This is a genomic window from Clostridium sp. CTA-6 (assembly GCF_054768115.1).
In genome coordinates, this window is sequence record NZ_BAAAAU010000005.1 from 189,333 (window position 1) to 203,276 (window position 13,944).

The window sequence follows — 13,944 nt, forward strand, 5'->3', positions numbered from 1 at the left end:
ATACCAGATATTAAACCTCATATTCATATAGATTCATTTTATAGAATGAATATTTTAATCTAATTGAAGTAAGTACATATAGTTAATTATACATGATTTTATTTTAAATATAAAGGTTTACATAGGTTTTAAGGAGGAAAAATTAATGAAGGATTATAGTGTGTTTGATGTAATAGGGCCAATTATGATAGGACCTTCTAGTTCACATACTGCAGGAGCAGCTAGACTTGCTAAAGTAGCTTGTTCTATATCAGGAGACAATATAGAAGAGGTTAAGTTTTATTTACATGGATCTTTTGCTAAGACTTACAAGGGACATGGAACAGATAAGGCTTTAATAGCAGGTATATTAAATATGGATCCCTGGGATGAAAATCTTGGAAAATCCTTTGAAATAGCTAAGGAAAAAGGTTTAAAATATGAATTTATAGAAACAGATTTAGGGGATGCTCATCCTAATACTGTTAAATTTGTTATTAAGAAAACCGATGGCACTGTATCAGAAATCATAGGTTCTTCTATAGGCGGTGGAAATATAGTTATAACATCTATAGATGGTCAATCTATGGAATTTACTGGGGGTAATCCTACTATTGTAACACATCATAAAGATGTGCCAGGGATAATATCAAGAATTAGCACAATGATGTATTCAGAAGGCATAAATATTGGAGCTATGAAGGTTTTTAGAGAAAGTAAAGGTACAACTGCAACTATGACTTTTGAAACAGATGGAGAAATACCAAAGAAAGTAATAGACGAAATAAAAGCTATTAAGGATATAGAGAATGTAAAAATTATAAATCCAATAAAATAGGAGGAAAAATTAATGTTCGTAAACACAGGAAAAGAACTTATAAAAGTATGTAATGAAAAAAAATTAAAAATATGGGAATATACTTTAAAAATAGAAGCAGAAAGTAAGAATATAAGTGAAAAAGAAGTATTTGAGACTATGAAAAAAGCTCTTAAGGTTATGCGACATTCAGCAAAAATAGGAAGAAAAGAAGAAGTTAAATCTGTAAGTGGATTAATAGGTGGAGATGCTTTAAAGTTAGAAGAATATTCTAAATGCGAAAATACACTAACAGGAAGCTTTATGGTAAGAGCTATGGCTATGGCTATTTCAACCTCTGAGGTTAATGCAGCTATGGGAAGGATTGTAGCATCACCAACAGCAGGTTCAGCAGGAATATTGCCAGCGGTAGTTATAGCGGCAGGAGAAAAATTAAACAAAAGTGAAGATGATTTAGTTAAGGCTCTATTTACAGCCTCTGGGTTAGGAATACTTATTTCTAAAAATGCTACAACAGCAGGAGCAGAAGGTGGATGTCAAGCAGAATGCGGTTCAGCTGCAGCTATGGCATCTGCAGCAGTAGTAGAAATGATGGGAGGAAGCGTAGAGCAAGCTTTAGATGCAGGAGCTATAGTTATAAAAAACATACTAGGGCTTGTTTGTGATCCAGTGGCAGGACTTGTAGAAATACCTTGTGCGAAAAGAAATATTGCAGGAACAGTAAGTGCTTTAACTACAGCAGATATGGTAATGGCAGGAGTTACAAGTCATATTCCTTTTGATGATTCAGTTGAGGCAATGTATAGAGTTGGAAAACAACTTCCATCTTGTCTTAGAGAAACGGCTTTAGGCGGGGTGGCTGTTACTGAGGCAGGATTAAAGCTTAAAGAAAAAGTATTCGGATGTACAGGTTGTAAAAAATAGATATAAGTAGCATTATATAAAAATTGTTAATGAACTAATAATTTAAACTAATAAACAGCGTTGTCCGAAAAATCTAGTTTATAAACTATTAATTTTATTTTAAATGAAAAAGCTATGAAATATAGGATTAACACCTTAATTTCGTAGCTTTTATTTGTTCGTATTATTTATATTTAATTGATTGAATACAAATAAATAATTTTCAATATTTAGGTTACACAAAAATTTTTTATAGGATTTATGTTTTGAAATAATATATAAAATTTAATAATTTTTAGAAATATTTTCTAAGGCTTTAGCTGTGGAAGTTAAATTTTCAATGGCAGCATTTATTTCTCCAACTTCAGATGCTTGTTCCTGAAAAGACACATTTATTTGATTTATGTTTTTAGTAATATTGGACACGGAAAGTTGAATATTTTTAATTATATCTTCAATTTTATTTATAGATTCTGCACTGGATTTAGATAACTTTCTTATTTCTGTAGCAACTACGTTGAAGCCTTTTCCAGATTCTCCGGCTCTAGCAGCCTCAATGGCTGCATTTAGACCTAAAAGGTTTGTTTTATTAGCTATATTTTTTACAAATTCTAATATTTCATCTGTATTTTTAGCTTCATTATTTGTTTTTTCTACATTTTCTAATATATCTGAATTTGTTAGAGCTACATTTTGAATTGTCTTTAAAACTTCATTACTAGATTTGGTGATTTGAGATAAAGCAATTGAAAGATTTTGAGAAAGTGTAGACATTTCAATATTTTTAGCTAGATTTTTTACTATAGCTATACAACCAACTATATTTCCATTTTCATCTTTAAAGGGGACAGATATATTTTTAACTTCTTTTCCAAAAACATCTTTACTTATATTTTTTTCTATAATTTTTCCTGTTTTTATTGCTTCAAAATCTCCACCTTGGTTGCTTATGAAGTCTCCTGCCTTAACGCTTAACCCAAATTTTTCAGCTCCATCTATTTTTATATATTTTTCTCTATCACATACAGATACTAATATATCTTCAGAAAAAAAGTGATGTAAATAAGGCACAATATTTTTAAAGTAATCAAATACTTGATTATCAAATGAGTTACTTATCATTGTTTATCCTCCAATCTAAACTATATTACATTATAAAATTCAACAAAACATTATTTTATCCTTTTATTTATAAATAATAGTTTAAGTGGAAAATTTTTAAATAAATCATTTTAATTATTAAAAGTCAAGTTTATAATAGTTTAGATATAACTTTAATTTATTTCCTATAATTTTTTTTATAGGAAGGGACAAAATAATAATATAATGATTAAAAGGAGGAGAAAAAAATGAGTAAATATGAATTTGATATAAATGATATAAAAAATATACAAGTAGGTGATTTACCTTCTGCAAAGATTGGAATAATTGATAGTTTATCAGGAAAGGATAAACATAAAAATGCTATAGAACAGGATAAAATGGCTTCTTATATTGCTGGTCATGAATTAGGAACAGAAATAGAAAATCTTTTAAAGGGTGATCAAAGAGATTATTAAATATATTTAAAATAAAGTTTTAATAGAATATTTTTTATGATTTTTTAGAACCCTCAATAATTAAATAAAAGCTATGAATTAAAAAATAATCTTTTAAATTCATAGCTTTTAACCTTAAAACTAAATTTTTATTTTATTAAGTTGTAATATATTTATTTTACACCTCTTACACTATCTAATATCATTTGTTGCCTTTTTTCATAGTCTTTGTCTAAATCCCAATCAGGCTTTTTTTCATACATTCTATCATTATTTGTTTTATTATTAATTTTTCTTGATTTTTCATCAGATTTCATTAAAAATACCTCCTTAAAAAGAAAAAGGATTATTATTTTATTTTTAGATATAGAACTGTACATTTATAATTTAACCAGCATATATATAATGTATACTGTAAGCTTTTTTACTAGAATATAATAAAATGTATTTAGTTAATATTTTTGTTATTAACTTTAATTTAATTTATTTTTTAAATTTTTATGTTAATATAAAGGTTGGACATTAAAAAGGATAATATTGAAATATAAAATATATAATTAAAAACAAAAGACAGGGGGATGGAATAATGAATAATCTAAACATATGTATAGATATAGATGGTACAATTACAGAACCTTATTATTGGTTAGACATAAGTAATAAATATTTTAATAAAAATGTAAAACCAGAAGATATAATTGCTTATAATATTGAAGATGTCTTAGGAATAACAGAAGAAGAATATATGAAATTTTATGAAAAATATAAGGTAAGAATTCATACAGAAGAAAAATTAAGAAAGGGAGCTAAAGAAGTATTAAATGAATTAAATAAATATCATAATATATATTTTGTAACAGCAAGAGAAAAATCCTTAGAGGTTCTAACAAAATCTTATTTAATAAATCATTCCATAAAATTTAGAGATTTATATGTTTTAGGAAGTCATTATAAGGTAGATAAGGCTAAGGATTTAAATTGTGATATATTTATAGAGGACAATCCTAGCAATGCAGTAGAACTTTCAGAGGCTGGGTTTAAAGTGATTTTATTAGATACAAATTATAATAAACATATTAAAGAAAATGAAAATATTATAAGAATAAGCCATTGGGATGAAGTATATAACATAGTTAAAGAAATTTCCTCTACAGAAGAAAAGGCTATATAAGGAAAGTGCATAGCACTTTCCTTATAAAATTTCTTTTATAACTCTAAGAGCATTTTTGTATATTATCCTTTCTATTTCACTTTCATGGAATCCTTCCTTTTTTAGTGCATTTATTAGTTTTTCTATTTCATTACTAGATTTTATTTCACTAGGAGTTTCGATGCCATCAAAATCTGAGCCTATGCACATTGAATCAATTCCACCTACATTTTTTATATGTCTTATATGAGCTATCATTTCTGATATTTTTCCTTCTTCACTTTGACCTAAAAAAGTTTTTTCAAAATTTATTCCCATAACGCCACCTTTATTAGATAAAATTTTTATCATATCATCTGTTAAGTTTCTAGAGTGATTTGTTATAGCTCTAGCATTTGAGTGAGAGGCTACAAAGGGTGATTTTGAGTATTTTACTACATCATAAAATCCTCCATCAGATAGATGAGACACATCTATTATCATTTTTAATTTGTTCATTTCTTCTATTACTTCTAATCCAAAGGGAGTTAAGCCATTATTCATAAATTCTTTGCTGCAGTTTGGAAATCCTATTTCATTAGGAAAATTCCAGGTTAGGGTTATAAGTCTAACACCTAATCTATAAAAATTTCTAAGATTATATAAATTGCCCTCTAAAGCAGCTCCTTCTTCTATAGTTAAAAAAGCAGATATTTTATTATTTGATAGGTTTTTATTTATATCTTCATAGTTTTTAGCAAGTGCAATATATTTTGAGTACTTTTCCAATTCATTATGAAAGAAATCTAACATATTGAGTGCAGTCTTTAAAGGAGAGTTAGTTTCAGTTACATCTATAAATAAAGCAAAAAATTGAGCTAAAGAATTGGAAGCTTTCAGTTTTTTGATATCTACACTTAATGAGTTTTTATATAAAGTTTCATTCTCACTTACTGTAATATTTTTATTAGAACAAGGTTTTTTATTTATAAGAGCATATACAGTGTCACAATGCATATCTATAAAATTCATTTTGTACCTCCAGTTTGTTTATATAGAAATTATTATATTGTAAAATAATTAGTATGTATGATTAAGTTTAAGGTTAGATTATAACTATAGAAATATGTATTATTAAGTAATTTTTAGTTATAGTTTATTTGAAATAATGGAATAGCTTCATCTAAACATTATTAATAGCATTATTATTTTGCTTGTTTATATTATAATGTATATATTAAATTATATGTCATATTTATTTATTTTGTTATATATTAGTTGAATGAGTAAAAAGTAAAAGCTTAAAATATTAATTAAAGGTATGTATTGTATTATTTATTAAATATAACATAAAGAGCGTGGAGAGTTTCCACGCTTTAGTTTGTTTATAAACATATTTTCGCAACAGTTTTCATAATAATATTATTTACTTTATTTGTTCATTGTAAGCGAAGCAGTTAAAACAATAAATCCAATGCTTAAAATTGCTAATATTATAGTTAATATAGTAGCTTTTTTCTTAGATGTTTTTCCCATAGTATAAATACCAATACCTAAAAGTACATAGTACCATATATTAAAAATATCAATATTAGCTATTAAAGTATTTTTTACAGAAGGATTTAAGATAGCATTAATACCTACAGCTTTTTTACTTATAAGCATATATATAGCTTTAAACATACTACCTATACAAGTGGATAAACCAGCCACTAAATATAATGTTACGGTTTGTTGATAGCTTAGAGCAACTTTTGAAATCTTAAAAATTATAAATATTAAAAGAGCCGCACCAAATACAGCTATTAATACACCTATTAGGCCGGAACCTATTTTTAGAGCAGGACTATTCATAGTATCCATAGTTTTTTTTGTCATTTCTAATGCTTGAGGATCTAATCCTTCAAATTGTTTTTCCATTTGTTTTTTTACAATTTCCTTTGTAAGATTAGAGCGTATTAGTTGATAAATGATTGCACAAATAGTTGTTATTAAAAATAATATTCCAAATTTAGGGTTTTCTCTATAATGTTCAAATAATTTGGAAGGGGATGTAAAGAAAAATTTAAATTTTTCTTTTAAAGTTAAGTTTAAATTAGTATTTACATTTTCTTGTTGTTCCATAAATGAAACCTCCTATATAATATAATAAATTTGTTTAAATATATAAAGAAAAATAATTGCATTATTAAATCTTTATGGGAATTTTAATTATCCTTATAAAAATAAGTTATTCATCTTTTATAGAGCTTATTACATCTAGCTTAGCTGCTTTAGAGGCTGGGTATAAACCAGATAAAAATCCTACACAGGATGAGAATAATAATACAAAAGCTACAAGGCCTATACTAGATACAGCTATTTTTACATCACCACTAGAAGAAGTAGAAAGTTTAGATTTTAGCATTGTATTTATTACAAAGCTTATAAAGCTTCCTATAAGTAATCCTACAACTCCTCCTGAAAAACCTATGGCTGTGGCTTCTCCTATAAATATCTTTTTTATATCTCCTACAGAGGCACCTACTACCTTCATAACTCCAATCTCTTTTTTTCTCTCCAGTATGGACATGTTCATTGTATTGGCTATACCAAAGGCTGCTACCAATAAAGAAATACCCCCTATGGCACCTAATATTAGTTTTATTCCACTCAAGGTTTTACCTATGCTGCTCTGCATTTCTTTAAGGGATTGATATAAATATCCATTATCCTTTAGATATTTTTCTGCTTCACTGCTTTTTTCTTGGCTTTTAAGCACTAAATCTATACTTTCATAACCTTTATTTTTTAGAAATTTTTCATCATTGTTTTTATAGATTAATATATTTTTAGTAAAGGATAAAGGAGTTTTAATTTGATAATCATCTGAGAAATTTTGTTTACAGATTCCACTTACTTTTACGGTATAGGTTATCCATTCTTCTTCACCTTTTTCATTTGGTCTAGAAACTTTTACTTTTAATTTTTTCCTTAGAATTTTCTTTATTTCTTCTTCTTTTACTTTATCTACGTCTTTTTTATTTAAAAGATAAGCAGCCAATTTATAACCTAAAATCACTTCATTTTTAGAATCATTAGGATATTTGCCAAATAAAAGTTCATGATCTTTACTATAATTTTTAAATGACATACCTGTTAAATTACTAGACTTCATTTCTGATTTTTTATAAGCTATATCTGCATTAGTATTAAGTTTGGGTATTGAATAGTTTACAAATTCTAATTTATTTAATTCCTTTAAAGTTTTATCATTTAATATTTTTTTCCTATTTTTTATATTGCCTCCTTGATAGGTTGCAGTAGAATCTGAATAGGGGAAAATATTTATTATGTTTACATCTCCAAAGGAATTTAACTGTGAGGACATATATTTTTCAAAGCCATTTCCTAGGGATATTATTACATATATAGCTATACTACCTATAATTACTCCTAGCATAGTTAAGAATGTTCTTCCTTTTCTTTTTAAAAGGTTTCTCCATATAATTTCTGCAAGGTCAGTAAGTTTCATATTAATCACCTATTCCTAATAGGCCTTTAAAAAAACCTAGTATACCAGAACTATTTTTTTCTTTTTTAGTAGTATTAGTGTCATCAATCTTTCCCTTAATAGAGAATTCTTGTGAAACTTTAGAAGGTTTGTTTAATTCGTCTTTAAAGCTTATTTCTACAGTACCTTTTATATCACCAGATAAGTTTAAATCTTGTTTAAATTCATTTTCATCTTCTGATTCCATAGTGCCAAAATATTTAGTGAAGGTTTTATCCTTAGCTTTAACATTTACCATTACATCTTTTAAAGTGGATTTACCACTATTAACAAAGTTTAATGATAATTTTTTGCCTTCTCCATTCTTATTAGAGGAATCTAAAGAGGTTATAAGTAGGTTAGGTTTATTTCCTAAAATTAAACCTATTATTCTAGTTTCTTCTACATATTCTCCATATAATTTATAGCCTATTTTAACTAAAATATTATAATTCCCAGCTTTTAAATTAGGATCACAGGCCATTTCTATAGTTGCATCTTTAGAAGTTTCACCATCTATATGACCTACATAGATTTCATTGGTACTTCCAACAGGAGAAAAACCTGTTAAGACTTTTTTATCTTCTGAGCCAACTAAGGTTATAACTACATCTTTTAGATTAGCTTCTTTATTATTAGTTATAGAAAAATTAATCTTAAATTTACTTCCAGGTTCTATTATTTCAGGAGAAGAGGTTACTTTGTTTAAGGTTATTCTTCCTGATTCAGCATGAGCTAATGAAATAGGGGAAAGACATAGAACTAATAAAAATATTAAAGGGAAAAAACTTTTTTTCATTATTGAGCACCTCCTAAATAATTTTATGTAAGATAATTAGTTATTAAATACTTTTCCGTCTACCACCTTTATTATTTTATTTGCATAATCACAAACTTGAGAAGAGTGAGTAACAATCACAAAGGTTTGTCCAGTAGTTTCATTTAATTCTTTTAATATATTTAGAATTTCTATACTATTTTTGCTATCTAAATTTCCAGTAGGTTCATCTGCAAGTACTATTTTAGGATAGTTTACTAGAGCTCTAGCAATAGAAACTCTTTGCTGTTGCCCGCCGGATAGTTCAGAAGGCTTATGATGAGCTCTTTCTTCAAGTCCAACTTTTTTAAGCATTTCAAAGGCCCTATTTTTTCTCTCTTTTTTAGAAATTCCTGAAAAAATAAGAGGCATTTCCACATTTTCTAAAGCTGTAAGTTGAGGGATTAAATTATAGGACTGAAAAACGAAGCCTATATTACGTCTTCTAAATAATGCTAAATTATTTTCAGAAAGACCATTGATTTTTTCATTTTCTATAAAAATATCGCCAGAGGAAGGGGGCATTAAACCACCTAATATATTTAAAAAGGTAGATTTACCAGAACCAGATTCACCAATAATAGCAACAAATTCACCTTTTTCAATTTCTACAGAAACCCCCTTAAGTATGTCTACATTCATTTTACCTATAGTGAAAGTTTTTTTTACATCAGTAGCTTTAATTATGCTCAATAGAACACCTCCTTTATCACTAATACTGTATATATACACTATACACAGTATTAGTATATAACCTTGTGAACATTTTGTCAACGATTTACTGTATAGTTAATATAAATGAAAATAAACCATTAAATATATACAGTACTTTTATCGTATATAATGGTTTATTTTTAAAGGAGCATTATTTATTAGCTTTAGGATCAAATGCAGTGGCAAAAATATCTCCTAATATATTAAAGTTTAAAACTGTAAAAAGTATAAAAAGTCCAGGAAATATAGCTAAGTAGGGTGATGAGGAAATAAAACCTTGAGCATTTTGTAGCATACTACCCCAAGAGGAATTAGGTGCTCTAACTCCTAAGCCTAGAAAACTAAGGGATGACTCTGTAAGAATAGCAGATGCAATATTTATAGTAGAGGCTACCATTACAGAGGGGATAACATTTGGAATTATATGTTTAAAAATAATTCTATTGTTAGGAGCACCTAAAGCCTTTGAACATAGTACATATTCTCTTTCTCTTAACGAAAGGGTTTGAGCTCTAACTATTCTAGCTATGTCCATCCAACCAAACAATCCAATAATAATAATTATATTTTCTATACCAGGTTTTAAGTAGGCATTAATTATAAGTATAAGAAAAAAGGTTGGGATACACATTAATATATCTATGGTTCTCATTATTATATTATCTATTTTTCCACCTATATAACCACTAAAGGTTCCTACAATAGTTCCTAGAGTTGTGGATATAATCATAGATATAAAACCTACCATTAAAGAAGCTTTTCCACCATATAAAGATCGAGTAAAATAATCTCTACCCATTTCATCCGTGCCAAATAAATGTTTTAAACTAGGATTAGCTAATTTGTTAGATAAATCTATTTTGTTAGGGTCATAAGGGGATAAAAAAGAAAAGGTTGAGGAAAGAACTAATATTAAAATTATAGATAGAGATATATATCCTAATTTATTTTCTTTAAATTGTATTTTTAAATTTATTTTAAGTCTTTCATTCAAAAACAAATTTATCACCTACCTAACTCTTTAATTCTAGGATCTATTAAGCTATAACATATGTCTGCTAAAAGGTTACCTATTATAAGTAAAACAGAAGTTAACATAGTTATAGCCATAATAAGAGGATAGTCAAAACCAAATATAGCTTTTATACCTAGTCTACCCATACCAGGCCATCCAAAAATAGTTTCAGTTATAAAAGCACCAGCTACTAAATTAGGCAAGGACATGCCTAATATAGTGATAATAGGCAAGAGAGCATTCTTTAAAACGTGTTTATATAATATTCTTTTTTTAGATAACCCTTTAGCATAGGCGATCATAACATAATCTTCAGACAGTTCAGAGATTACATTGGATCTTATATATCTAGTAATAACTGATATGTTTCCAAAACTTAATACTGTGCAAGGTAAAATAAGATGCTTTAATACATCTAATCTAGAATCTACACCTATGGTATGCATACCAACACTAGGTAGCAATTTAAGGTTAACAGAAAAAATGTATATTAGTATCATAGCAAACCAAAAACTAGGTATAGATATACCGATATAAGAGATTATTGAAAGAATGTTGTCTATAAGTTTATTTTTATTAACCGCAGAAATTACTCCAAAAATTATACCTAAAACTAAAGAGATTAATAAAGAGGAACCCATAAGAAGTAAGGTTGCAGGAAGTCTCTCTATTATTTGTGTAGAAATTGGTCTAGAGTTTATTAGAGAATAACCTAAATCACCTTTTAATACATTTTTTAACCATAAGATATATTGGATATATATAGGTTTATCAAGACCTAAATTATGTCTGATTCTAGCTATATCAGAAGGCTTCATTTTCGGATTTATAAAGGCTCTAATAGGATCTCCAGGTGCTAATTTTATTAGTAAAAAAGAAATTATAGAGATGAAAATAAGTATAGGAATTGCTTCTATAATTCTTTTTCTTATGTATTTACTCAAATATATCCTACCTTTCTTAATTGTTTTTATCATATAATGTAAAAATAAAATAATAATTGTTAGCTAAATTTTATTGTTTTAATGTACTAAATAAGAATAAATAATTATTATAAAAGTTTAAAATGCCAGGTTTATTTAAAAATAAACGGTATTAAAAGGGGAGATCCAATTAATACCGTCCTTTTAGTTATTAAATTTTTATTCTTCTATGATATAAAGTTTTGATAAGTCTTGGAACATGTATACAGGAGCTGTTTTAGCTTCTTTTATACCCCCCACATTTTTATTTACTGCTATTGTGGCATTAGAATAGCAAATTGGGTATACAGGCATATCTTCTATAAGTTCCTTTTGAATAGTTTTATAAATTTCTTCTCTCTTTGTTTTATCAGTTTCTACAGCGGCTTTATTCCATAGATCATCTAATTTTTTATTATTATATCTAGAAGCATTGAAAGCACCACCTGTCATAAATACTTCTTTATAAGCATCAGGCTCACTACCCATTACATAGCCATTAAATATTAAATCAAAATCAGCTTTAGCTGGATCATCAATTTGCTGGAAGAAGGCATTTGCTTCTAAGCCTTTTAATTCAACATCTATTCCTATATCTTTTAAATTTTCTTTAACTACTAAAGCTTGATTTTCTAAAGTCTTTTTATCATTTCTATAAACCAGTTTAAGTTTTAAATTTTCAGCACCGGATTTTTTTAGTAATTCCTTTGCTTTATCTTTATTTAAGTCATATTTAGTAACATCTTCTGTATAATATAGGGCATTTTTAGGAAGTGGAGAATAGGCTTTAGGAGCATATTTCTCACTTTCATAAGCAGCCTTTATTAAATCATCTTTATTTAAAGCATAGGCTATAGCTTGTCTAACTTCTTTTTTATCTAGACCTGTTGTTTTACAATTTAAGACTAAATTATCTACCATACCTTCATCGTAGGCAATTACTTTCAATTTTTCATTTTTTTCAAATTTACTTATACCACTAATATCTATATAATTAGCAGAAACTTCACCATTTTCAAGAGCTACACGGGAAGAATTTGGATCTGCAATTATTCTATAGGTTATGGTATCAAGATGAGGTTTTCCACCAACATAGTTATCAAATTTTTCTAAAGTTATACTTTCACCTTTTTTAGATTCTTTAAATTTAAAGGCACCAGAACCTATAGGTTTTTCATTTTTAGCACTTTTTTTAATATCTTTTTCTCCTTCAAATACATGCTTAGGAATAGGAGATACCTGAGCCAAAGAATTCATAAAAGGCATTTGAACTGTTGGCAGTTTAAATTCTACAGTTAAGTTATCTACCTTTTTTACCCCTACAGGTTTATCATTAATAACAAAGGCACTTCTAAAAGGTGAATTCTGTTTTTCATCCATTATTTGTTTCATAGTAAATATTAGATCCTCAGCAGTTAAAGGTTTACCATCATGCCATTTTAAATCTTTTTTTAGTTTTACTGTGTAAGTTAAAAAGTCATCTGAATGTTTTACTTCTTCAGCTAGAGTGTAATCAATTTTATCTCCATTCATATAAAATAAAGGTGCAAATAAAGCATTGTCCATAGTCATAGTATCTCTATCGTAAGCGTAGATTGGATTAAGTATTTCTGGTTCACCACGTATGGAAAATACTAGATTACCTCCATCCTTAATATTTTCTTTTGTAGATGTTTCTTTGGCTGTATTACTATTTCCACAAGCAGCAGCCACTAAAGTGGTTGAGGCTACTAATACCATGGTTAATAGTTTCTTCATTTTCATAAAAAAACCCCTTTCCTAATAGTAAAAATTAATATACTCATTCTATTAATAAATGATACCATTTTAATAAAAAATTGTTAAATAATAAAAGCAAATCATGGGTAAAGTAGGTATTTGTTTTAGTTATATTGTTTGAGAAATACATGAAAATTTATAGATATATTTTTATTAGTTATTAAAAATGAATTGTGACAATATATATATAAGTTACATAGTATGTTATTAAAGCCCAGGGATTTAGCTGAAATCCTTTTTTATTGTGCAAAATAAGATTTCAAGGAGTGAATAATATGAAATGTGGAAAAGATTTTTGGGGCAGCATGGAGGAATGTGAATTAGCAAGAGCTTTTATATGTCCACAAAAATTTAAAAGAATTTATAAGGTTGAAAAGGCTTTGCGAAGAGGGACCTTGTTTCCAGATTTATATAGACCATATAAATCTCGCTATTAACAAAAGGTTATATTTATATTTGGAGGAGATAGTATGTTAGATAAATGTTCAAGAGAAGAGTTATTATTAATGCTACAACAATATCAGTTTACGGCTGTAGAATTAAACTTATATTTAGACAATTATCCTGAAAATAAAAGAGCTTTAGAATATTTTAATGAAATTTCATGTAAGCTAATGGAATTAAAAGAAACATATGAAGAAAGGTTTGGACCTTTATTCAATTTTGGTTACAGTAAAAGTAAATTTCCATGGCAGTGGACAACACAACCTTGGCCTTGGGAAAGAGAATATTCAAAAATGTAGTTGAAACATTTAAATA

At 27.3% G+C, this 13,944-nt stretch carries 16 protein-coding genes; 6 read left to right on the forward strand and 10 right to left on the reverse strand.

Annotated elements, in window-relative coordinates; genetic code table 11:
• Nucleotides 1-145: 145 nt before the first annotated feature.
• Together sdaAB and sdaAA are read left to right on the forward strand one after the other, a co-directional pair.
• Nucleotides 146-817 carry an L-serine ammonia-lyase, iron-sulfur-dependent subunit beta gene (sdaAB, locus tag ACYUDJ_RS09550; protein WP_003487065.1) on the forward strand — a complete coding sequence of 224 codons (672 nt, stop codon included), beginning with the start codon at nucleotides 146-148 and terminating at the stop codon, nucleotides 815-817.
• Between the two features lie 12 nt (nucleotides 818-829).
• Nucleotides 830-1,720: an L-serine ammonia-lyase, iron-sulfur-dependent, subunit alpha gene (gene sdaAA / locus ACYUDJ_RS09555; protein ID WP_003487063.1), complete on the forward strand. Its 891-nt coding sequence runs from the start codon at nucleotides 830-832 to the stop codon at nucleotides 1,718-1,720.
• A gap of 264 nt (nucleotides 1,721-1,984) precedes the next feature.
• Here sdaAA and ACYUDJ_RS09560 read toward each other — a convergent pair whose 3' ends face one another.
• A complete protein-coding gene (locus tag ACYUDJ_RS09560; protein ID WP_043031761.1) occupies nucleotides 1,985-2,821 on the reverse strand; it encodes a methyl-accepting chemotaxis protein in 837 nt (278 codons plus the stop codon).
• A gap of 227 nt (nucleotides 2,822-3,048) precedes the next feature.
• On the opposite strand from ACYUDJ_RS09560, the gene ACYUDJ_RS09565 reads away from it, so the two are divergent.
• Nucleotides 3,049-3,258 carry a hypothetical protein gene (locus ACYUDJ_RS09565; protein ID WP_003487059.1) on the forward strand — a complete coding sequence of 70 codons (210 nt, stop codon included), beginning with the start codon at nucleotides 3,049-3,051 and terminating at the stop codon, nucleotides 3,256-3,258.
• Between the two features lie 152 nt (nucleotides 3,259-3,410).
• Here the strand turns inward: ACYUDJ_RS09565 and ACYUDJ_RS09570 are convergent, their stop codons facing one another.
• Complete coding sequence (locus ACYUDJ_RS09570; RefSeq protein ID WP_003490388.1) at nucleotides 3,411-3,554, reverse strand: hypothetical protein; 144 nt, start codon at nucleotides 3,552-3,554, stop codon at nucleotides 3,411-3,413.
• A 269-nt stretch (nucleotides 3,555-3,823) separates the two neighbouring features.
• Here ACYUDJ_RS09570 and ACYUDJ_RS09575 point away from each other — a divergent pair, with 269 nt between their 5' ends.
• Entirely contained in the window at nucleotides 3,824-4,408 is a 585-nt protein-coding gene (locus tag ACYUDJ_RS09575) for a 5' nucleotidase, NT5C type (RefSeq protein ID WP_043031762.1), read from the forward strand.
• A gap of 21 nt (nucleotides 4,409-4,429) precedes the next feature.
• On the opposite strand, the gene ACYUDJ_RS09580 is transcribed toward ACYUDJ_RS09575, so the two are convergent.
• From ACYUDJ_RS09580 to ACYUDJ_RS09615, 8 genes are all read right to left on the reverse strand, one after another.
• Entirely contained in the window at nucleotides 4,430-5,398 is a 969-nt protein-coding gene (locus tag ACYUDJ_RS09580) for a dipeptidase (protein ID WP_003487053.1), read from the reverse strand.
• A gap of 399 nt (nucleotides 5,399-5,797) precedes the next feature.
• Entirely contained in the window at nucleotides 5,798-6,490 is a 693-nt protein-coding gene (locus ACYUDJ_RS09585) for a Yip1 family protein (protein ID WP_003487051.1), read from the reverse strand.
• A 106-nt stretch (nucleotides 6,491-6,596) separates the two neighbouring features.
• On the reverse strand, nucleotides 6,597-7,880 hold the full coding sequence (locus ACYUDJ_RS09590) for an ABC transporter permease (RefSeq protein ID WP_042385304.1): 1,284 nt from the start codon (nucleotides 7,878-7,880) through the stop codon (nucleotides 6,597-6,599).
• A gap of 1 nt (nucleotide 7,881) precedes the next feature.
• Nucleotides 7,882-8,697 (reverse strand): COG1361 S-layer family protein, encoded by an 816-nt coding sequence (locus tag ACYUDJ_RS09595; protein WP_003487048.1) that lies wholly within the window; start codon nucleotides 8,695-8,697, stop codon nucleotides 7,882-7,884.
• A 36-nt stretch (nucleotides 8,698-8,733) separates the two neighbouring features.
• Nucleotides 8,734-9,408 (reverse strand): ABC transporter ATP-binding protein, encoded by a 675-nt coding sequence (locus tag ACYUDJ_RS09600; protein ID WP_080333506.1) that lies wholly within the window; start codon nucleotides 9,406-9,408, stop codon nucleotides 8,734-8,736.
• 172 nt (nucleotides 9,409-9,580) lie between these two features.
• The gene (locus ACYUDJ_RS09605) at nucleotides 9,581-10,429 is read right to left on the reverse strand and encodes an ABC transporter permease (protein WP_042385584.1); all 849 of its coding nucleotides are present in this window, start codon (nucleotides 10,427-10,429) and stop codon (nucleotides 9,581-9,583) included.
• Between the two features lie 5 nt (nucleotides 10,430-10,434).
• A complete protein-coding gene (locus ACYUDJ_RS09610; protein ID WP_042385301.1) occupies nucleotides 10,435-11,388 on the reverse strand; it encodes an ABC transporter permease in 954 nt (317 codons plus the stop codon).
• Between the two features lie 198 nt (nucleotides 11,389-11,586).
• Nucleotides 11,587-13,170 (reverse strand): ABC transporter substrate-binding protein, encoded by a 1,584-nt coding sequence (locus ACYUDJ_RS09615; RefSeq protein ID WP_003487043.1) that lies wholly within the window; start codon nucleotides 13,168-13,170, stop codon nucleotides 11,587-11,589.
• A 290-nt stretch (nucleotides 13,171-13,460) separates the two neighbouring features.
• On the opposite strand from ACYUDJ_RS09615, the gene ACYUDJ_RS09620 reads away from it, so the two are divergent.
• Both ACYUDJ_RS09620 and ACYUDJ_RS09625 read left to right on the forward strand, forming a co-directional pair.
• A complete protein-coding gene (locus ACYUDJ_RS09620) occupies nucleotides 13,461-13,622 on the forward strand; it encodes a spore coat associated protein CotJA (protein ID WP_003487042.1) in 162 nt (53 codons plus the stop codon).
• 33 nt (nucleotides 13,623-13,655) lie between these two features.
• Entirely contained in the window at nucleotides 13,656-13,928 is a 273-nt protein-coding gene (locus ACYUDJ_RS09625) for a spore coat protein CotJB (RefSeq protein WP_003487041.1), read from the forward strand.
• Nucleotides 13,929-13,944 lie beyond the last annotated feature (16 nt).